General features: G+C 49.3%; 18 protein-coding genes. 14 read left to right on the forward strand and 4 right to left on the reverse strand.

The window, feature by feature from the left end; translation table 11 throughout:
* Positions 1-21: 21 nt before the first annotated feature.
* A complete protein-coding gene (locus tag DWZ67_RS18545) occupies positions 22-561 on the forward strand; it encodes a hypothetical protein (RefSeq protein ID WP_005833536.1) in 540 nt (179 codons plus the stop codon).
* 40 nt (positions 562-601) lie between these two features.
* Here the strand turns inward: DWZ67_RS18545 and DWZ67_RS18550 are convergent, their stop codons facing one another.
* Positions 602-2,500, reverse strand: coding sequence for a MutS family DNA mismatch repair protein (locus DWZ67_RS18550; RefSeq protein WP_117588578.1), 1,899 nt, complete (start codon positions 2,498-2,500; stop codon positions 602-604).
* Positions 2,501-2,626: 126 nt separating this feature from the next.
* Between DWZ67_RS18550 and DWZ67_RS18555 the strand changes: the two genes are divergently transcribed.
* The gene (locus DWZ67_RS18555) at positions 2,627-3,271 is read left to right on the forward strand and encodes a DUF6563 family protein (RefSeq protein WP_034529315.1); all 645 of its coding nucleotides are present in this window, start codon (positions 2,627-2,629) and stop codon (positions 3,269-3,271) included.
* A gap of 4 nt (positions 3,272-3,275) precedes the next feature.
* Positions 3,276-3,728 carry a DUF6078 family protein gene (locus tag DWZ67_RS18560; protein WP_057281920.1) on the forward strand — a complete coding sequence of 151 codons (453 nt, stop codon included), beginning with the start codon at positions 3,276-3,278 and terminating at the stop codon, positions 3,726-3,728.
* A gap of 229 nt (positions 3,729-3,957) precedes the next feature.
* On the opposite strand, the gene DWZ67_RS18565 is transcribed toward DWZ67_RS18560, so the two are convergent.
* On the reverse strand, positions 3,958-4,578 hold the full coding sequence (locus tag DWZ67_RS18565) for a lysine exporter LysO family protein (RefSeq protein ID WP_005825665.1): 621 nt from the start codon (positions 4,576-4,578) through the stop codon (positions 3,958-3,960).
* Positions 4,575-4,853: a LysO family transporter gene (locus tag DWZ67_RS18570; RefSeq protein WP_005825664.1), complete on the reverse strand. Its 279-nt coding sequence runs from the start codon at positions 4,851-4,853 to the stop codon at positions 4,575-4,577. The genes DWZ67_RS18565 and DWZ67_RS18570 overlap by 4 nt, the downstream gene beginning before the upstream one ends.
* Positions 4,854-5,286: 433 nt before the next feature.
* On the opposite strand from DWZ67_RS18570, the gene DWZ67_RS18580 reads away from it, so the two are divergent.
* The gene (locus DWZ67_RS18580) at positions 5,287-5,637 is read left to right on the forward strand and encodes a lipocalin family protein (protein ID WP_120139481.1); all 351 of its coding nucleotides are present in this window, start codon (positions 5,287-5,289) and stop codon (positions 5,635-5,637) included.
* Between the two features lie 27 nt (positions 5,638-5,664).
* Here the strand turns inward: DWZ67_RS18580 and DWZ67_RS18585 are convergent, their stop codons facing one another.
* Positions 5,665-6,402 (reverse strand): hypothetical protein, encoded by a 738-nt coding sequence (locus DWZ67_RS18585; protein WP_016271991.1) that lies wholly within the window; start codon positions 6,400-6,402, stop codon positions 5,665-5,667.
* Between the two features lie 311 nt (positions 6,403-6,713).
* Between DWZ67_RS18585 and DWZ67_RS18590 the strand changes: the two genes are divergently transcribed.
* From DWZ67_RS18590 to DWZ67_RS18635, 10 genes are all read left to right on the forward strand, one after another.
* On the forward strand, positions 6,714-8,696 hold the full coding sequence (locus DWZ67_RS18590) for a urocanate hydratase (protein WP_120139482.1): 1,983 nt from the start codon (positions 6,714-6,716) through the stop codon (positions 8,694-8,696).
* A 146-nt stretch (positions 8,697-8,842) separates the two neighbouring features.
* Positions 8,843-9,733 carry a glutamate formimidoyltransferase gene (gene ftcD / locus DWZ67_RS18595; protein ID WP_120139483.1) on the forward strand — a complete coding sequence of 297 codons (891 nt, stop codon included), beginning with the start codon at positions 8,843-8,845 and terminating at the stop codon, positions 9,731-9,733.
* A 63-nt stretch (positions 9,734-9,796) separates the two neighbouring features.
* On the forward strand, positions 9,797-11,050 hold the full coding sequence (hutI, locus tag DWZ67_RS18600; protein ID WP_117719914.1) for an imidazolonepropionase: 1,254 nt from the start codon (positions 9,797-9,799) through the stop codon (positions 11,048-11,050).
* 48 nt (positions 11,051-11,098) lie between these two features.
* Positions 11,099-11,728, forward strand: coding sequence for a cyclodeaminase/cyclohydrolase family protein (locus DWZ67_RS18605; protein ID WP_005825652.1), 630 nt, complete (start codon positions 11,099-11,101; stop codon positions 11,726-11,728).
* Positions 11,725-13,221, forward strand: a complete 1,497-nt coding sequence (hutH, locus tag DWZ67_RS18610) for a histidine ammonia-lyase (protein ID WP_005825651.1) — start codon at positions 11,725-11,727, stop codon at positions 13,219-13,221. The genes DWZ67_RS18605 and hutH overlap by 4 nt, the downstream gene beginning before the upstream one ends.
* Before the next feature lie 155 nt (positions 13,222-13,376).
* Complete coding sequence (locus DWZ67_RS18615; protein WP_005825647.1) at positions 13,377-14,039, forward strand: TetR/AcrR family transcriptional regulator; 663 nt, start codon at positions 13,377-13,379, stop codon at positions 14,037-14,039.
* Positions 14,040-14,066: 27 nt separating this feature from the next.
* On the forward strand, positions 14,067-15,425 hold the full coding sequence (locus tag DWZ67_RS18620; protein WP_016271986.1) for a TolC family protein: 1,359 nt from the start codon (positions 14,067-14,069) through the stop codon (positions 15,423-15,425).
* Positions 15,426-15,462: 37 nt separating this feature from the next.
* A complete protein-coding gene (locus DWZ67_RS18625; RefSeq protein ID WP_016271985.1) occupies positions 15,463-16,479 on the forward strand; it encodes an efflux RND transporter periplasmic adaptor subunit in 1,017 nt (338 codons plus the stop codon).
* Positions 16,480-16,573: 94 nt separating this feature from the next.
* Positions 16,574-19,744 carry an efflux RND transporter permease subunit gene (locus DWZ67_RS18630; RefSeq protein ID WP_057256343.1) on the forward strand — a complete coding sequence of 1,057 codons (3,171 nt, stop codon included), beginning with the start codon at positions 16,574-16,576 and terminating at the stop codon, positions 19,742-19,744.
* 51 nt (positions 19,745-19,795) lie between these two features.
* The gene (locus tag DWZ67_RS18635; protein ID WP_005825638.1) at positions 19,796-20,089 is read left to right on the forward strand and encodes a PG0541 family transporter-associated protein; all 294 of its coding nucleotides are present in this window, start codon (positions 19,796-19,798) and stop codon (positions 20,087-20,089) included.
* Positions 20,090-20,154: the final 65 nt, after the last annotated feature.

Genomic DNA, 20,154 nt, shown 5'->3' on the forward strand with positions numbered 1-20,154 from the left:
TCATTAAAACATATTATAATTATGGCAACTCAAACTATTGACGCAACTCTTTTTGCGTCTTCACATCCCGATATTGTAAAGCGTACCAGTGTTTCAGGACTTATCTTTTCAGTAGCTATGCTGCTGGTCGGTGTTTTTATTTTTGCATCCATTTTTGAGATGAGTGATAAATCTTCCACTCTCAGCATGGCTTTGATGGTGCTGGGTACGGCATTCGTCTTGCTTGGCGTGTTCCGTCTGTTTTGGAAATCGAAGGAAGTGGTCTATTTGCCGACGGGCAGTGTGACCAAGGAACGCAGTGTTTTCTTCGATTTGAAATATTTGGGCAAACTTACAGATATGATTGAGAATGAACAGCTGAATGGCGAGACTGAAATAAAAAGTAGCGGCAGTGGAAATGTGCGCATGGATGTCATGATTTCGCAGGACAATAAATTTGCGGCTGTACAGTTGTATCAGTTTGTGCCTTACACGTATACTCCGGTAACTTCCGTACGCTACTATACGGGTAGCGATGCGGTTGCAGTATCTACTTTCCTGGAGAAATGTAAAACAGCATAATCAGTCAAAGAGTTAGACTTGACTTTAACTGTGGTGGGGATTAGTCGGCAACGGCAATCCCCATTTTTTTCATCAGGAAGCAGGCGTTCATATTCTGGGCGATGCCTGGGCGCAAGCGGTAGGAGAAGGTCAGTTCATTGTCTGTAATGTCTGCTTCGAAGCGATAGTTGCGGATGTCATCGGGGAAGAGGTCGATGAGTGTTCCCAGCAGCAGGTCGTGGGTGGCAATGATGCCATTGGCCTGCAAAGTCATGAATTGCTTGATAAGGGAAAAGGAGCCTTTCTGCTTGTCCATGGAGTTGGTACCTTTCAGAATTTCGTCGAGGATGATGAAAAGCTCCTCACCAGCCTGCAGCTTGTCTATGATGAGTTTCAGACGTTTGAGTTCGGCAAAGAAGTAGGACTCGTTGTCGTTCAGTGAATCCGAGGTACGCAGGCTAGTGATGAGCCGGGCCGGGCATATTTCCATTTGGCGGGCACAGACGGGGGCGCCGATGCAGGCAAGGAGGTAATTGATGCCCACCGTACGCAGATAGGTGCTTTTCCCTGCCATGTTGGCGCCGGTGACGATGATGAAAAACGGTCGTTTCACCATGTCGATGTCATTGCGGACACAGCGGTCACGGTTCATCAGCGGATGGCCTAGGGCTTCGGCACGGAGACGGAAGGAGGAAGGGGCATTGATGGGTGCTTCCGTTTCAGAATTGCTTTCTTCTTCTTTATTTAGGTTTCCTTTCCCCTTTCTTTCCGCTTGAACTATCTTTGGGTAAATATAGTCCGGATGATTATAGGCAAATGTTGCCAGTGAGTTGAGCGCATCCATTTGTCCGATGGCATCGAGCCACCCGGGCAGTTCAGCGGCATATTGCTCTTTCCAGGCTTCAATGCGCATGATTTGACGCAGTTCCCAGAAGAAGAGGCCGTTCAGAATGACGTACATAAAGACATTGTTGCGTTGGTCGAGTTCATCCATGAGCTTGTTCAGCCTGCTGATGGAGTGGGAGGCTTTCCGTTTTTCTCCGTCAATCTGTTGTTTTATCTCTTTGAGCAGGGTGGCTTGTGCAGGCTGCTTTTCCATGAGGTGGAGCAGGGCGGCGTAGGTGGAGAGAATTTGCAGTTTTTTGCCATAGATGGCCTGCATTTTGGTGACTTTGCCAGTGAAGCCGAAGCCGGCGATGACGAAGCAGGTCCAGATGATGCCGTAGATACTTGCGGACAGAATTCCTGCCATGACGAGTGCGAGGCAGATGAGGTTGGCTCCCGTCACCAGTACCGGCAGGAGGCGCAGTAATTTCCGGCTCCGGAAGATGCTCGGACTTTCCGCCCATTGGCACAGTTCTGTTTCATCGGCGGCTTTTCCTTTGTACAGCAGGCCGAGGATACGGAAGCGCTGACGGAATTTCAGTTCCGGAGCCAGTTCACTGACGGCTTCTTGTCGGCGGATGATTTCTTCCTTTCTCTCGAGATGTTTCCCCAGCCAGTGGGCGAGGCGGTGTTTCCCGGGCTGTGTGCAGGTACGGTTGATGTACTGGAAAAGGGAATGCGGACCGAAAACATCCAAATCATAGGTGTAGAGATGGGTGGGGTCGATGTATGCTTCGCCGTCATCGAAAGAAGACGTATCGTAATCCAGAGCGGCGAGTTCCTGCTCGTTGATTTCCATCTTCTTTTCTAGATAGTCCTTGCGATGGAACAGCCGGTTGTGGTATTTCATTAAAAATAGGAACGGCAGTAGGGTGATGAGGGCAATGCAGGCCAGTATACCCCAGCTCTCGCTCCAGAAATAGATAATTCCTACTACTCCTGCCACAAATAGCAGCAGGCGCAGGCTGCCGATGCGGTAAATCTTCTGTTGTACTTTATTCAGTTCTTGTCTTGCCTCTTCTGCCGTGTTGCGGTAGACGGCGCTGATTTTATCTATCGTATTTATTTGCTCCATACATGTTAAGTTTAAGGCAAAGATATACATTTCCAATTGTTTTTTCCGCGATTTTTTGTCTACTTCCGATAAAAAATGTACCTTTCGCTCACTAAAACAAAGTTTCAGAAAAGAGGAGGTTGGGATATGAAGAAGAGTTGGTTGTCAGGCGTTCTGATGTTGCTGGCGGTTTTGCCGGTGGGGGCGCAACAGGTAATGTATTCCAATCTGAAAGAGTTGGTGGAGAACCGTGGCGATACGGTTACCACACTGAAGATTGAGAAGCGTACAAAGAACCAGATTTACCTCATGGGCGGTGCCGATTATCGTATTACGGTAGACGACAATCCCGGTCTTTGCCGTTATTTGAAGTCCCGTTGTTATGCTGTACGGGTAGATACCTCGCTTTATGTCAATTGCCGTAAGATGCGCTATAAGCGTTATCGCTTCGGGCAGTGGTATGCACCTGCCATGTGGCTCGGCGGCAAGGTTTACTTCTGTGCACAGCCTGTGGGACAAGCAGCCACCAGTACCATGACTCCCGATGATGCCACACGATTGGGCGGTGAAGTGGGAGACGCCATCAATGCTTCGGGACTGGTGCATGCCCGCGTCTATTACGAACTGAATCCCGAAACCGGAAAGTCCGAGTTCGTGGGACGTGAGCGAATGATGCAATTGCTTGCCGGATACCCGACACTGCACGCCGAATTCGAGAAAGAAACAAGCGAGTCGGCAGAGGTCATCGGCAAGTATCTGCGTGCACTCCGTCCATTAATCACTAATCATTAATAAGATGATATTATTGCAAGACGTGCCCGATGGGTACGAATACTGCTTTGCGGGTAACGGAAAGTGCCCCAAAGCCTCTTCCTGCCTGCGGGCGATAGCGGCACAACTGTTGTCCGAGAGTGAAGGCCCCCAGCCACAGTCCGTTCGTGCGGTGAATCCTTTTTATGTCGGCAGCTTGTCCGGGTCCTCCACCTGTGCCCGTTACCGCTCCAGCGAGCAGCTGCACTATGCCCGCGGTATGACACGCCTTTTCGACGAAGTACCCGCCAAGCTGCTTTTCACCGTGCGCCATCGCGTGATGGGATGCTTCTCTTGCGAACGCTATTACTATCATTGCCGCAAGGGCGAGCGCCCTATCTCTCCCGAAGAACAGCAGCGGATAGCCCGGGTATTCAAAGCGGTAGGCATAGGCACCAAGCCTAAGTTCGACCACTACGAGTATGCGGTAGCTTGGTGACCGGCTGCAAAGTCACTGCACACCTTTTGCAGCGTCACTGCAAACCCGTTGCAGTCGCGCTGCAAAGCAGTTGCAGTATCACTGCAAATAGGTATGCAGTGATGCTGCAAACGGTATGCAGTGGCACTGCAAAATGCATGCACTCACTTTGCAGTGAGAAGTCGCTGTTGTTCACGTTGTTACAGTATGAATACAATGAGGCCTTATCTCCCTCTTTTCGGCCTGCTGTTTACAGATTGCAGAAGAAGGATACGAATACCGGTACACTCATATCAATTAATATTCCGTGGAATATAGCGATAGGAATCACGTCCTTTCCGGAATATTGGGTGATGGAGGGTAGAAGTACATCCATCGAATTGACCCCTGCCGCCGATATAGGTGCCAGTTTGCCGAAATATTTCCGGATGAGCGGTGCACCCAGCAAAGCCATCATTTCACGGAAGATATTGGCAAGCAGGGCGATGGTGCCCAGCTCCGTGGCGAGTTGCAGGCCTATGGAAGGTTCCTTGAATTGCGTAATCAGAATGGAGGAAAGCGAATAATAAGCAAATCCGCTACCCACCGCCATGCAGTCGAACACACTCCATTGGCTCAACAGCAGACTGGCGAAGGCAGAGAACAACAGCGTTCCCACAATGGTGGCCATCGGCACCAAAAGCATTTTGGGCCGCAGGCTCTTGACCAGCTCCTTCAGTTTCTTGTTGCTCCCGATGCCGATGCCCACCTGGAACATCAATGCATAGAGCACATACATGGATAAGTCGTGCAGGTCGAACTGAAAATCATTGGCTACTCCCATTAGGCAGCCGGCACAGAAAAATGCAACAACCGTCAAACTTCCCTTCATCTCTTCTCTCCTTTCTTGAAAAATAGGTGAAACACCATCAGTGAGGCCAACATGCTGCCTGTAATGCTCAGTGAGGCCAGTACGGCGGCCTGCCACCCGAATCTTCCCAGATTGTCAACAATCAGACGGTTGGAACCGATGGATACACCGAGTACAAAGAGCAGCAGTAAGATGGTGAGCGAGGCGCTTTTCTCCACTTTTTGCAACATTTGTACGTTACGCATCAGGTATCCGATACCGATTCCTATAAACATGATAGATATAATTGTAAACATAAGTTTTCTTCTTCTTTTTGGTGAATACATAGGTTAGTCCGGTTTTTCCGAATGGAAACCCCATACACGGCATTTCTCCCTCCTTTTCTCGGTAAGGGAAGTGCAAAATAGTAAAATGTAAATTGCAGGGTAGTTAAATGAATCCGCTGAACCAATGTACGTGCACTATGAAATGGCCGCATAAGGTCTTGTTGCCCCATGCAGCATTGCGCGTATTGTATGTTGTAGTTAAGTACTGGTTCATATCGTTTTTTGAATTTCGGCGCAAAGGTAATACTAGCTTGAATAATTTCCAAATAAATATTCATAATTTGTTTTGTGAAAAGACTCTTCAATATATGGAAGCTCCCGTAAAAACATTATTTTTGCAGGAACATAGAGGAAATACAAGAGTTCCTTTGTTTAGAAATATAGTTTTAAAAAGAAAAGAGACATGAAAAGATTGAGAGATTTAACTGCTGTTCTTGGCATGGTTGCTTTGACTGCTTGCAACAATGCCTCCATTGAAGGCTCTTGGGTGGAGCCGGTTCCGGGAATGTCCGGTATGCAACAAGGTTTCGTTCTTGATGGGGACGGAAGCGCCTCTTCCATTAACATGGTCACCTTGAAATATGAGGCATGGAAAAAAGTAGGAAACCGGTTGTTACTTTCAGGTACCAGCATCGGCAATCACCAGAATATTTCTTTTACGGATACGCTGACAATAGAAAAACTGACGCAGGACAGTCTGACTCTTAAAAGAGGAGAGCTACTCTTGAGGTATGCCAAAACCAACGAAGACTGAATAAAGAAAAAAATGCTTTGATTTTGGTTATTTAGTCTCGGGGCTGGGTTTCAAGAAGTCGTTCCGGCTCATTCTTCTCAGATGCTTCTTTTTGCTTCCGTCATCAATGACGAGGGTCAGCGAATCGCTCCATTGTTGGAGAGAAGATAGAGAAGAGATATCGCATGATACGGTACGGAAGTGATGGCTTGTTTTTGTCCATCCGTCGGGAATGCGCGGATTGTAGCAAAGTTGCAGTCTGAGCGTGTCCGGTTCCTGCTTGGTTGCGTCGTATACCAGATTCACTTCTCCGTTGTGGATTTCGCCGTTTATGTGGTTGAAGGTGGAGAATCCGGCCTGTAAATCCACATAGCCGTAAGAGGCATAATCTATAGACAATGATTGGGGAATAGTACAATTTTCATTGCCGGTGATGTGTCCGGCATCCGCTTCCTCCTGGGTGAGGGGATGAACTGTTTCGTATGCCTCTATTGTATAGACCTGCGCATTGTCGATATATTTCATGCCATTGGTAGAGGTGGTCCAGTCGTCTTCTGTGTAATAAAAGTTGAAGTAACCCCGTTCCTTGCCGGCAAGTTCCTTGCTGTGCGAAACAACCAGACCGGCATAGTGTCTCTGGTAGCAGTAGAAACCGTTTTCTGCATCTCCCACGATGGTGGCCACGTTGGCAAATCCTCTGGAACCGTCGTCCTTCATAAGGTCTGTGCAACTAGCACAGCTAAGCATGCCGATTGTCAGGATGATACTTGATAGTAAGTTTTTCATAGTTATATTCTTTTGGCTTTTAATGATTTTATCTCGTCTTTTTTTGGAAGAGTTTCACAAATATAGAGATTATTTTGATAAAATGTAGTGTGTGGAGGCAAAAACATCTGAAATGTTTGCAGGTTCTGGGATAATCTCTGATAAAAGCGTTGTAACAAACAGCGGGGGGCGGGCGAAGTGTTTTGGTCGGTTTCTGACTAAAAGATAAATAATCCTGGCATTCCATTGCGAATATCGGGATTTATTTCTATATTGCGGCAAATATAGCCTTCGTGGGCTGACACTTTGTAAATCCTTAATCTTTATAGGACATGGAGATAACCTTAAGTAAAACACTGCCTTCCTATCCTTCCTTTGTCGAGGGCATCCGGCGGGCACCCGACCGTGGCTACACCCTTACCCCTGCGCAGACGGCTACGGCATTGAAGAACGCTTTGCGCTACATCCCCAAAGAACTGCACGAAACCCTTGCCCCGGAGTTCATGGAAGAGTTGCGTACACGCGGTCGTATCTACGGCTACCGCTACCGCCCGCAGGGCGACCTCAAAGCGAAACCCATCGACGAGTACAAGGGGAACTGCATTGAAGGCAAGGCATTCCAGGTGATGATTGACAATAATCTTTGTTTCGACATCGCCCTTTATCCGTATGAATTAGTTACCTATGGTGAGACGGGACAGGTCTGCCAGAACTGGATGCAATACCGGCTCATCAAGCAGTACCTCGAAGTGTTGACGCGCGAACAGACACTGGTCATCGAAAGCGGGCATCCGTTGGGGCTTTTCAAGTCCAAGCCCGAGGCACCCCGTGTCATCATTACCAATGCGCTGATGGTGGGGCTCTATGATAATCAGAAGGACTGGCACACCGCTATGCAGATGGGCGTTGCCAACTACGGGCAGATGACTGCCGGCGGCTGGATGTACATCGGTCCGCAGGGCATCGTGCACGGCACGTTCAACACGTTGCTGAATGCAGGCCGTCTGAAACTGGGCATTCCGCAGGACGGCGATTTACGCGGACGCTTGTTTGTTTCTTCCGGTCTGGGAGGCATGAGCGGTGCGCAGCCCAAAGCTGCCGAGATGGCAGGGGCGGCGGCAATCATTGCCGAGGTGGATGCTTCCCGCATCGAAACCCGCCATACCCAGGGTTGGGTGGGACACGTTACGGATTCTCTGGAAGAAGCCTTCTCGCTGGCTCGACAAGCTATGGACGAGTGTCACCCGGTTTCTGTGGCCTATCACGGCAATGTCGTCGATTTGCTGGAATATGCGGTGCAGAAGCAGTTGCACATAGATTTACTTTCCGACCAGACTTCCTGCCATGCCACCTATGAGGGCGGTTACTGTCCCGCCGGACTGACGTTTGGGCAGCGTACCCATATGCTGCACGAGAATCCGTCGAAGTTCCGGTGTCTGGTGGATGCTTCCTTGGAGCGTCATTTCAAGGCTATAAAAAGGCTGGTGGAACACGGCACGTACTTCTTCGATTATGGGAACTCCTTCATGAAAGCCGTCTACGATGCCGGCGTGAGCGAAATTGCTCGGGACGGAGATGATAAGAACGGCTTCATCTTTCCCAGCTATGTGGAAGACATAATGGGACCGGAACTGTTTGATTATGGTTATGGTCCGTTCCGCTGGGTGTGCCTCAGTGGAAAACATGAAGACTTGGTGAAGACCGACCGTGCGGCGATGGAATGTATCGACCCTACACGTCGCGGGCAAGATTTGGATAACTATAATTGGATTCGTGATGCGGAGAAAAACAACTTGGTGGTAGGCACGCAGGCTCGTATTCTTTATCAGGATGCCGTGGGACGTATGAATATAGCTTTGCGCTTCAATGAAATGGTGCGTAAGGGAGAGGTCGGCCCCATTATGTTGGGACGCGACCATCACGATGTCAGCGGTACAGACTCTCCATTCCGTGAAACATCCAATATCAAGGACGGCAGTAATGTCATGGCAGATATGGCGGTGCAGTGTTTTGCTGGAAACTGTGCGCGTGGCATGAGCTTGGTGGCCTTGCACAATGGAGGTGGCGTAGGTATCGGAAAAGCCATCAACGGCGGTCTCGGCATGGTGTGCGACGGCAGTGAGCGGGTAGACGAAATCCTGCGTTCCGCTATGTTGTGGGATGTGATGGGTGGTGTGGCCCGCCGTTCGTGGGCACGCAATCCGCATGCCATGGAGACGAGCGAGGAGTTTAACCGTACGCATGCAGACGGCTATCATATCACGATGCCGTATGTGGCTGATGAGAAGTTGGTGCAGAAAGTGGTGAAGGAGTAAGTAAAGTGATGATTTCATTTTTTAGACGCGGATAACGCGGATTTTTTCTTTCAAAAGAATCCCGACGTCTCTGTATTCCGATAAAAAGAATCCGCGTCATCTGCGTCTGAAAAATCAGAGTATATATATTTTTTTTAAAGAGCATTATGAATAAGATTATGGAATGCGTCCCCAATTTCAGCGAAGGGCGCGATTTGCAGAAGATAGATAAGATAGTAGCTCCTTTTCGGGGCAAACAAGGTGTGAAACTGTTGGATTACAGTAACGATGAAGACCACAACCGCCTTGTGGTGACCGTAGTGGGCGAGCCGGAACCGCTTCGTGATGCTGTGCTCGAAGCTATCGGCGTGGCGGTAGAGCTGATAGACCTCAATCACCATCAGGGACAGCATCCTCGTATGGGTGCTGTAGATGTAGTACCTTTTATCCCCATCCGGAATGTGACGATGGAAGAAGCCGTTGCCCTCTCCAAAGAAGTGGGCAAGGAGGTTGCAAAACGTTACAGTCTTCCCGTCTTCTTATATGAAAAGTCTGCTTCTGCCCCTCATCGGGAGAATTTGGCTGCTGTCCGTAAAGGGGAGTTCGAAGGTATGGCCGAGAAGATAAAGCAACCGGAATGGCATCCCGACTTCGGACCGGCCGAACGTCATCCCACCGCAGGCACAGTGGCTATCGGTGCCCGCATGCCTTTGGTGGCCTATAACATCAACCTCAATACCCCCAGTCTGGAGATAGCCCATGACATTGCCAAGAAAATCCGTTTCATCGGCGGCGGACTGCGTTATTGCAAGGCAATGGGAGTGGAGTTGAAAGACCGCGGCATCACGCAGGTGTCTATCAACATGACGGACTATACCCGCACCGCCCTCTACCGTGCTTTCGAACTGGTGCGTGTGGAAGCCCGCCGTTACGGTGTCAGTATTGTGGGCAGTGAGATTATCGGTCTGGTGCCGATGGAGGCCTTGATAGATACAGCGTCCTACTATCTGGGATTGGAGAACTTCTCCATGGAGCAAGTCTTAGAAGCACGAATGTAACCGAATTAAATAGTACTAACTTAATTCCCCTCCCTACGGGGGAGGGGTTAGGAGAGAGGCTTTATGACAGAAAACCTTATTATATTCAATACCCGTGTAGTGACCCCCCTCGGCTTTTCTGCCCGTTGCGGCAAGGAGATGGAGCAACTGAGCATCATCGACAATGCTACGGTGGAAGTGACCGATGGCATCATCACCTACGTCGGACCTAACCGTGGAGAGGAGCGTGACGGCTATTATCAGCACTACTGGCATTACAATGCCCGCGGCAAGTGTCTGCTACCCGGCTTTGTGGACTCACACACACATTTTGTGTTTGGTGGCGAGCGTGCCGAGGAGTTCTCCTGGCGTTTGAAGGGAGAGAGTTACATGTCCATCATGGAACGTGGAGGAGGCATCGTGAGTACGGTGAAAGTTACCCGTGCATGTAATTTCATCCAGCTGCGCAGCAAGGCGGAGGGCTTTCTGAAGCAGATGAGTGCTATGGGAGTGACTACCGTAGAGGGAAAGAGCGGCTACGGTCTGGACAAGGAAACCGAGCTCCTGCAGCTTCGGGTGATGCGTAGCCTTAATAATGACGAGCACAAGCGTGTAGACGTTGTCTCCACTTTTCTCGGTGCACATGCTGTGCCTGCAGAATACAACGGACAGACGGACGAGTACGTGGACTACATTATCCGCGAAGTGATGCCCGTAGTGGTTCATAATAATTTGGCAGAGTTCTGCGATGTCTTCTGTGAGCAGGGCGTTTTCTCCATCGAGCAGTCCCGTCGCCTTTTGCTGGCAGCCAAGGAAATGGGACTTGCCTTGAAACTCCATGCCGACGAGATTGTACCATTAGGGGGTGCCGGACTGGCTGCTGAACTTTCTGCCGTCTCTGCCGACCATCTGCTGCATGCTTCGGATGCGGACATCCGCGCCATGGCCGACAAGGGAGTTGTGGCGACCCTTCTTCCGCTGACAGCCTTTGCTTTGAAAGAACCCTATGCTCGTGGGCGCGAAATGATTGATGCTGGTTGTGCCGTGGCCCTTGCCACCGACCTCAATCCGGGCAGTTGTTTCTCCGGCTCCATCCCCCTGACATTTGCCTTGGCGTGCATTTATATGAAAATGAGTATTGAAGAGGCCATCACTGCCCTGACCTTGAACGGTGCGGCCGCTCTGAACCGTGCGGACAGCATTGGTAGTATCGAGGTGGGCAAGAAAGGAGACTTCGTAGTGCTCAATACGGATAATTATCACTTTTTACCTTATTATGTAGGTATGAATTGTGTCAATACCACCATAAAGGGGGGAGTGCTTTATCCTGTACTTTAAGAAGTGCTGATATCCCCTCTTAATCCTTAATCTTTAATATTTAATATCATGTTAGTTGATTTGACAGTAAAGGAATTTTTGAATAAAGTGGCGGGTAGCGATCCCGTCCCCGGTGGCGGTAGTATTGCCGCTTTGAACGGTGCTATTGCTTCTGCTCTTGCCGCTATGGTTGCTAACCTCACCATCGGTAAGAAAGGTTATGAACTTCACGAAGAGCTGATGCGCCATATCTCCGGAGTTGCCTTGCAGCAAAAGGGGGCTTTTGTAGAAGATATAGACCGCGACTCTGAAGCCTACGACAAGGTGTTTGCCTGCTTCAAGATGCCGAAAGCTACGGATGAGGAAAAGGCGGCGCGCAGTACTGCCATCCAGGCGGCTACCAAGTTTGCCGCCCTTGTTCCCATGCAGGTGGCACGCAATGCGTATGAGCTGATGACGGTTATCATGGATGTAGCTCGCCTGGGCAACCGCAATGCCGTTACGGATGCTTGTGTGGCCATGATGTCTGCCCGTTCGGCTGTGCTGGGCGCACTGATGAATGTACGCATCAACCTGGGTTCGCTGAAGGACAAGGAGTTTGTGTCCAAGCTCCAAAGTGAAGCCGACGAATTGGAACACTTGGCTTGTGCGAAAGAAAAGGAATTGTTGGACGAAATCAATCAAGAGCTGAAAGTATGAACAATGTCTATTATGTAGGTTCCGGTGAGTTGACCTTCGACCTCATCGAACGTATCATCAATGAAAATCTGAAACTGGAGCTGGCTCCGGAAGCCAAGCTGCGGATACAGAAGTGCCGCGATTATCTGGACAAGAAGATTGCGGAGTCGGAAGAACCCTTGTATGGCATTACCACCGGTTTCGGCTCGTTGTGCAGTAAGAGCATTTCGTCGGACGAGCTGGGCACCTTGCAGGAAAATCTCATCAAGAGCCATGCTTGCAGTGTGGGCGAGGAGATACGCCCGGTCATCATCAAACTGATGATGTTGCTCAAGGCGCATGCTCTCTCTTTGGGGCATAGCGGTGTGCAGGTCATCACCGTGCAGCGCATCCTCGATTTCTTCAATAACGACGTGATGCCTATCGTTTATGACCGTGGCTCACTGGGCGCCTCCGGCGACCTGGCTCCTCTGGCCAACCTCTTCCTGCCGCTTATCGGTGTGGGCGATGTCTATTATAAAGGAAAGAAGCGCGAGGCTATCAGTGTGCTCGACGAGTTCGGTTGGGAACCGGTGAAGCTGATGAGTAAAGAGGGATTGGCATTACTCAACGGAACCCAGTTTATGAGTGCCAACGGTGTCTTTGCTCTTCTCAAAGCCTTCCGTCTCTCCAAGAAAGCCGACTTGATTGCCGCCCTCTCCCTGGAAGCTTTCGACGGGCGTATAGATCCGTTTATGGACTGTATCCAGCAGATTCGTCCACACAAGGGCCAGATAGAAACAGGTGCCAACTTCCGCAAACTATTGGAAGGCAGCGAGCTGATAGCCCGTCCCAAGCAGCATGTACAAGACCCTTATTCGTTCCGTTGCATCCCTCAGGTGCATGGGGCCACGAAAGACGCCATCCGTTACGTGGCTTCCGTCCTGCTGACGGAAATCAATTCTGTGACGGACAATCCCACCATCTTCCCCGATGAGGACCGTATCATCTCGGGCGGTAACTTCCACGGCCAGCCGCTTGCCATTTCCTACGACTTTCTCGGCATTGCCCTGGCAGAGCTGGGCAATATATCCGAGCGGCGCATCGCCCAGCTTATCATGGGGCTGCGTGGACTTCCGGAATTCCTTGTGGCCAATCCCGGTCTGAACTCCGGTTTCATGATTCCGCAATATGCTGCCGCGTCTATGGTAAGCCAGAATAAGATGTACTGCTATGCCGCCAGCAGCGACTCCATCGTTTCCTCCAACGGGCAGGAAGACCATGTCAGCATGGGTGCCAATGCAGCTACTAAGCTTTATCGCATTATGGACAATCTGGAGCATATCCTTGCCATCGAACTGATGAATGCCGCTCAAGGCATCGACTTCCGCCGTCCGGCAAAGACTTCTCCCGTTCTGGAGCGTTTCCTGCACGAATATCGCAAGGAAGTCCCTTTTGTGAAGGAAGACATCGTGATGTATAAGGAAATCCATAAGACAGTCGCTTTCCTCAACCGGACAAAGTTTGATTATTAGGAACTTCCCAATAAATCTGCCAGAAACATAATAATTATTAATCTGTTAACAATAAGAAAGGAAACTTAATTGGCGAATTGAGTTTTCTTTCTATATTTGTCCCGTTTTATTCCGATAATGAATAAAAATAGTTTTAGTTTAGAAAGGGAAGAAAAATGGGCGAACACACGAAGCATTCAACATCACGGGTGGAACTGAGGGAACGTATCATTCTGGCCGCCGTAGAATTATTTACAACAAATGGAATAAAAAGTATCACGATGGATGAGATTGCCGCATCTTTGGGTATCTCTAAGCGCACTCTCTACGAAGTTTTTCCGGACAAGGAAACCTTGTTGGAAGAATGTATCTTGAAGTCCCAGAAGGATGGTGATATTTTTGTGAAAGGAGTAATAGAGACTTCCAGTAACGTATTGGAAGTTTTGTTGAGATGTTATCAGTGGAGCATAGAGCGTTTTCATGCCACGAACAAGAAGTTTTTTGAGGATATCAAGAAATATCCCAAGGCTTATCAGTTGATGAAGAACAATCGGAACCGGAGCTCGGAAGATACAGTGAACTTCTTCAAAGAGGGCGTGAAGCAAGGCATTTTTCGTGATGATGTGAATTTCGCCATTATCAATCTGCTCGTGCGCGACCAGCTCGATTTGCTGATGAATTCGGACATCTGCAATGAGTATTCTTTCCTTGAAGTGTACGAATCTATCATGTTCACTTTCTTGCGCGGTATCTCTACGGAGAAGGGTGCCCGTGTCCTGGAGGACTTTATCTGCGAATATCGCAAGAATCAGGTAAAGCCGGATGAAACGAAGGAGTAGTTTTAATAAATAATCTATTTTTGATTTATGAAGATGCAGAGATTTTGGGTAGGCAGAGCACTACTGTTGGCAGTTGCTGTGCTGTATGCCGGCGGCTATGTGCGCGCACAAGAGGCAAAGGATACCCTGACCCTGACCCTTGACCGTGCCTTGGAGATTGCTTTAAGCGACAATCCTACCATAAAGGTGGCGGAGGAAGAAATTGCTTTGAAGAAAGTGACTCACAAGGAAACCTGGCAGAACTTGCTTCCGCAGGCAAGCATTGACGGTACGTGGAATCATACCATCAGTGCGGCACAGATGAATCTTGGCGGACAGTCGTTCAAGATGGGTATGGACAATTCGAATACGGTAAGCGGGGTGCTGAATATCAGTTTGCCCATATTCGCCCCTAGCGTATATAAGGCCATGTCGATGACGAAGACAGACATTGAACTGGCTGTGGAAAAGTCACGGGCTTCTAAGCTGGACTTGGTGAACCAGGTAACTAAGGGTTACTATCAGCTGATGCTGACGCAAGACTCTTACGATGTGTTGCAGAAGAGCTATAAGCTGGCGGAAGACAACTACAACATTGTCAATGCCAAGTATCAGCAGGGTGCCGTCAGTGAGTTCGATAAAATCAGTGCCGAGGTGCAGATGCGCAGCATTAAGCCGAATGTGATTTCGGCGGGTAATGCCGTGACGTTGTCCAAGTTGCAGTTGAAGGTACTGATGGGGGTAACGGCCGATGTGGATATAGAGATTGCCGACAATCTCGGCAATTATGAGACAGAGCTGTTTGCCAATGAGCTGAATCAGCCCGCTGCCAATCTGAACAATAATACGACGATGAAGCAGTTGGACTTGAACCGGAAGATGCTCAATCAGAACATCAAGTCACTCCGTACCAACTTCATGCCTACTTTGGGTATGAACTATTCTTACCAGTACCAGTCACTCTACAACGAGGATTGGAACATCCTCGATTATAATTGGAGCGGAAGTTCCGCACTGATGTTTACGCTGAGTATTCCTTTGTATAAGGCAAGCAATTTCACCAAGCTCAAGTCCAACCGTATTCAGATACGTCAGTTGGAGCAGAACCGTCTGGACACAGAGCGAAAGCTGAACATGCAGATTACCAGCTATCAGAACAACATGGCTGCCAGTTCTGAGCAGGTTGTCAGCAACCGCGAGAATGTGATGCAGGCACAGAAAGCTGTGCAGATTGCCGGTAAACGCTATGAGGTAGGCAAAGGTACGGTGTTGGAGCTGAACACATCGCAAGTGCAGCTTACGGAGGCTGAACTGACTTACAATCAGTCCATCTATGATTATCTGGTAGCGAAGGCTGACCTTGACCAAGTGCTGGGAAAGGATTATATTGCAGAGAACGAAGAATGAAGAACTAAGAATGAAGAATAGAAATAAGAACAACGATATGAAAAAAGGTTTTCAATGGATGGCCCTGCTGGTTGTTGCCATGCTGGGGGCATGTAGCGGAGGTAGTGATAAAGCTGCTGCTGAGAAGGTGGACGAAAAGCCGAGGGTGAAACTGGCCGAGGTGTCGTCCCGTCCCGTGGAACAGATTCAGGAATACACCGCTACGGTGGAAGCCGAAGTAAAAAACAATATTGCTCCCTCTTCTCCGGTGCGTATAGACCGCATCTTTGTGGAGGTGGGCGACCGCGTGTCGAAAGGCCAGAAGCTGGTCAGCATGGATGCTGCCAATCTGAAGCAGATAAAATATCAGCTGGACAACCAGCAGATAGAGTTCAAGCGTATTGACGAGTTGTATAAGGTAGGCGGTGCCTCCAAATCGGAGTGGGATGCCGCCAAGATGAATCTCGACATCCGTGAGACTTCCTATAAGAATCTCTTGGAGAACACCTCGTTGCTCAGTCCCATTAACGGGGTGGTGACGGCACGCAATTACGATAACGGAGATATGTATAGCGGTGGAGAACCGGTACTGGTAGTGGAGCAAATCACTCCGGTAAAACTATACATCAACGTATCCGAAGGCTACTTTACCAAAGTGAAGAAGGGCGCTCCCGTATCCGTGAAAGTGGATGTCTATGGTGACGAGGAGTTCGAAGGCAAAATCAGCCTTGTTTATCCTACCATCGACCCGGCTACCCGTACTTTCCCGGTAGAGATACAGCTTGTCAACCGTGACCAGCGCGTACGTCCGGGAATGTTTGCCCGCGCCACGCTGAACTTCGGGACACAGGACCACGTGGTTGTTCCCGACCTGGCCATTGTGAAGCGTGCCGGTTCGGGCGACCGCTATGTCTATGTCTACAAGGACGGCAAGGTGTCTTATAATAAGGTGGAGCTTGGCCGTCGTATGGATACGGAGTATGAGTTGATTTCCGGTGTAGACAACAACTCTCAAGTTGTTATTGCCGGACAGTCTAAATTAGCCGATGGTGTGGAAGTCGAAGTAGAAAAATAATATGGTAATGTGATAATATGCTAATGTGCCGATGTAGCTACATTGCGCAGCCAATTAGCATATTAGCACATTGGCAAATTAAAGAATTAATCTTATGAGTTTATACGAAGGAGCGGTTAAGAAACCGATTATGACCTCGCTCTGCTTCCTGGCAGTGGCTATATTTGGTCTGTTCTCTCTGTCGAAATTGCCGGTAGACCTTTATCCGGACATCGAGACCAACACCATTATGGTGATGACGACCTATCAGGGTGCCAGTGCCTCGGACATCGAGAATAACGTGACCCGTCCGTTGGAAAACGTGCTGAATTCGGTCAGCAACTTGAAGCATATCACTTCCCGTTCGTCGGAGAATATTTCCGTGATTACGCTGGAGTTTGAGTATGGGTATGACATAGACGTGCTGACGAACGACGTGCGTGATAAACTGGACATGGTGAGCTCCATGCTGCCCGATGAGGTCGAAACTCCCATCATCTTCAAGTTCAGTACGGACATGATTCCTATCCTGCTGCTCTCCGTGCAGGCGGAGGAGAGCCAGCCGGCTCTTTACAAAATATTGGATGACAACGTGGCGAATCCCTTGGCGCGTGTGCCCGGTGTCGGTACGGTGTCCATTTCGGGTGCCCCCAAGCGTGAGGTCAATGTATATTGCGACCCCAATAAACTGGATGCCTACAACCTTTCTGTAGAAACTATCAGCTCTATTATCAGTGCCGAAAACCGGAATACGCCGGGCGGTACGTTTGATGTAGGTAGCAATACCTATTCGCTGCGTGTGGAAGGTGAGTTCAAGGATCCCAAAGAGATGGAGAACATCGTGGTAGGTACGCACAACGGTGCTTCCGTCTATCTGCGCGATGTGGCAAAAGTTGTGGACTCTGTGGAGGAACGTGCACAGAAGACGTATAGCAACGGTGTGCAGGGCGCTATGATTGTGGTGCAGAAACAATCGGGTGCCAATTCTGTAGCCATTTCGCAGAAGGTAATTGATATGTTGCCACAGTTGCAGAAGTCACTGCCGAGCGATGTGAAGCTGGGGATCATTGTCAATACTTCCGATAACATCTTGAATACGATAGACAGCTTGGAGGAAACCATTATGTACGCTATGCTGTTCGTTATCTTGGTGGTGTTCGTTTTTTTGGGGCGTTGGCGTGCCACGGTCATCATCTGTATCACCATACCGATGTCACTGGTTGCCTCGTTCATCTATCTGGGTATCATCGACGGCGGTTCACTGAATATCATCTCGCTCTCTTGTCTCTCTATTGCTATTGGTAACGTGGTGGACGACGCCATTGTGGTACTCGAGAATGTAACGACCCATATTGAACGGGGTTCCGAACCGAAGCAGGCAGCGATACATGCCACGAACGAGGTGGCCATCTCCGTAATTGCATCTACGCTGACTATGATTGCGGTATTCTTCCCATTGACGATGGTAAGTGGTATGTCCGGTGTGTTATTCCGTCAGTTGGGATGGATGATGTGTGTGATTATGACGGTTTCCACAGTTTCAGCCTTGTCATTCACCCCGATGATGTGTGCGCAGCTTCTGCGTTTGCAGAAAAAGCAGAGTAAGATGTTCCTTACGCTCTATACGCCGATTCAGCGTGCGCTGGACGGTCTTGACGTGTGGTATCAGAACCGGTTGAACTGGGCTGTGCGCCATCGTCTGACGGTTATGGCAGGCTGTGCCGCATTCTTTGTGGCAAGTCTGTTCTGTGCCAAGTACATCGGTACCGAGTTCTTCCCGGCAGCAGACAATAGCCGCATCGGTATCAACCTTCAGTTGCCCATCGGGGCCCGTGTGGAGCGTGCGGAAGCATTGGCTTCGGAACTGACAAACAAGTGGATGACGCGCTACGGAGATATGATGAAAGTTTGCAACTACACTGTGGGGCAGGCGGACTCTGACAATACGTTTGCTTCCATGCAGGACAACGGTAGTCATATCATTAGTTTCAATATCAGTCTGGTGAGTCCGGGAGACCGTGACGTGACACTGGAAACCGTTTGCGACGAAATGCGTGAGGACTTGAAGGGGTATCCCGAATTGGACAAGGCGCAGGTTATTCTGGGCGGTAGCACAGGCGGCATGAGCGCCCAGGCAAGTGCCGACTTTGAGGTTTATGGTTACGACTTCACCGCTACGGACAAAGTGTCAGCCGAACTGAAAGAGAAATTGTTGCAGGTGAAAGGTGTGAGTGAAGTGAACATCAGCCGTCAGGATTATCAGCCCGAATATCAGGTGGACTTTGACCGTGAGAAGCTGGCATTGCATGGCTTGAATCTTTCTACTGCCTCCAACTATCTGCGTAATCGTGTAAATGGTGCTTTGGCATCTTATTATCGCGAAGATGGTGACGAGTACGACATCCGTGTGCGTTACGCTCCCGAATTCCGTACAAAGATTGAAGATTTGGAGAACATCCTTATTTATACGCCTTCCGGTGAGGGTATTCGCGTGAAAGACCTCGGCAAAGTAGTCGAGCGTTCTGCTCCTCCTACCATCGAACGTAAAGACCGTGAGCGTATTGTTACTGTATCTGCGGTTATTTCGGGAGCACCTTTGGGCGATGTGGTGGCCGATGGTAATGCTATAATTGATAAGATGGACTTACCAAGTGGTGCTTCTATCCAGATTTCGGGTTCGTATGAGGACCAACAGGATTCATTCTCCGACTTGGGAACGCTGGCTGTATTGATTGTTATTCTCGTATTCATTGTGATGGCAGCTCAGTTTGAGTCTTTGAGCTATCCGTTCATCATCATGTTTTCCATTCCATTTGCATTCAGCGGTGTGTTGATGGCATTATTCTTTACGGGAACCAATTTGAATGTGATGTCGCTTTTGGGTGGAATCATGTTGATTGGTATTGTGGTGAAGAACGGTATCGTACTCATCGACTACATCACGCTTTGCCGCGAACGTGGTCAAGCGGTGCTTCACTCTGTAGTCACGGCAGGCCGCAGCCGTTTGCGTCCGGTATTGATGACTACGCTGACCACTATCCTCGGTATGGTGCCGATGGCTGTAGGGCAGGGTGAAGGTGCCGAGATGTGGCGTCCGTTGGGTGTTGCCGTAATTGGCGGTCTGACGGTATCTACCATTCTGACATTGATTCTTGTCCCCGTACTCTATTGCTCGTTTGCAGGTGTTGGTATCCGCCGCACGCGTAAGAAGATTAAGAAAGACCGTGAGCTGAATGATTATTACCAGTTGCATAAGGAGAAGATGACGAAACCACGTAAACAATGATTAATCATTATCCGTTAATCATTAAACATTAATCACTAAACATTATATAGCGTGAAATCAGTATTTATAACATTCGACCAAGCGTTCTTTGAACGTATCATGGCATTGCTTGACCGCCACAACTGCCGCGGCTTCAGCTATTGGCAGCAAGTACAGGGGCGTGGCAGTAAGACGGGGGAACCGCACTATGGCAGCCATGCCTGGCCCAGTATGTGTTCCGCCATCATCACTATCATAGATGAGGCTAAGGTGGCTCCGTTGCTCGAAGCGCTCCACCGGATGGACAAGGAGACCGAGCAACTCGGACTCCGTGCTTTTGTTTGGAATATCGAACAGACCATTTAATCGGGTCTGCTCTGTCTATAACCGTTATCCCCGGAGAAAAAATCTTGTTTCTTTGGGGATAATTC

Origin of the sequence: Bacteroides sp. AF34-31BH, from assembly GCF_003602795.1 — a bacterium.
Classification (GTDB): Bacteria; Bacteroidota; Bacteroidia; order Bacteroidales; family Bacteroidaceae; genus Bacteroides; species Bacteroides uniformis.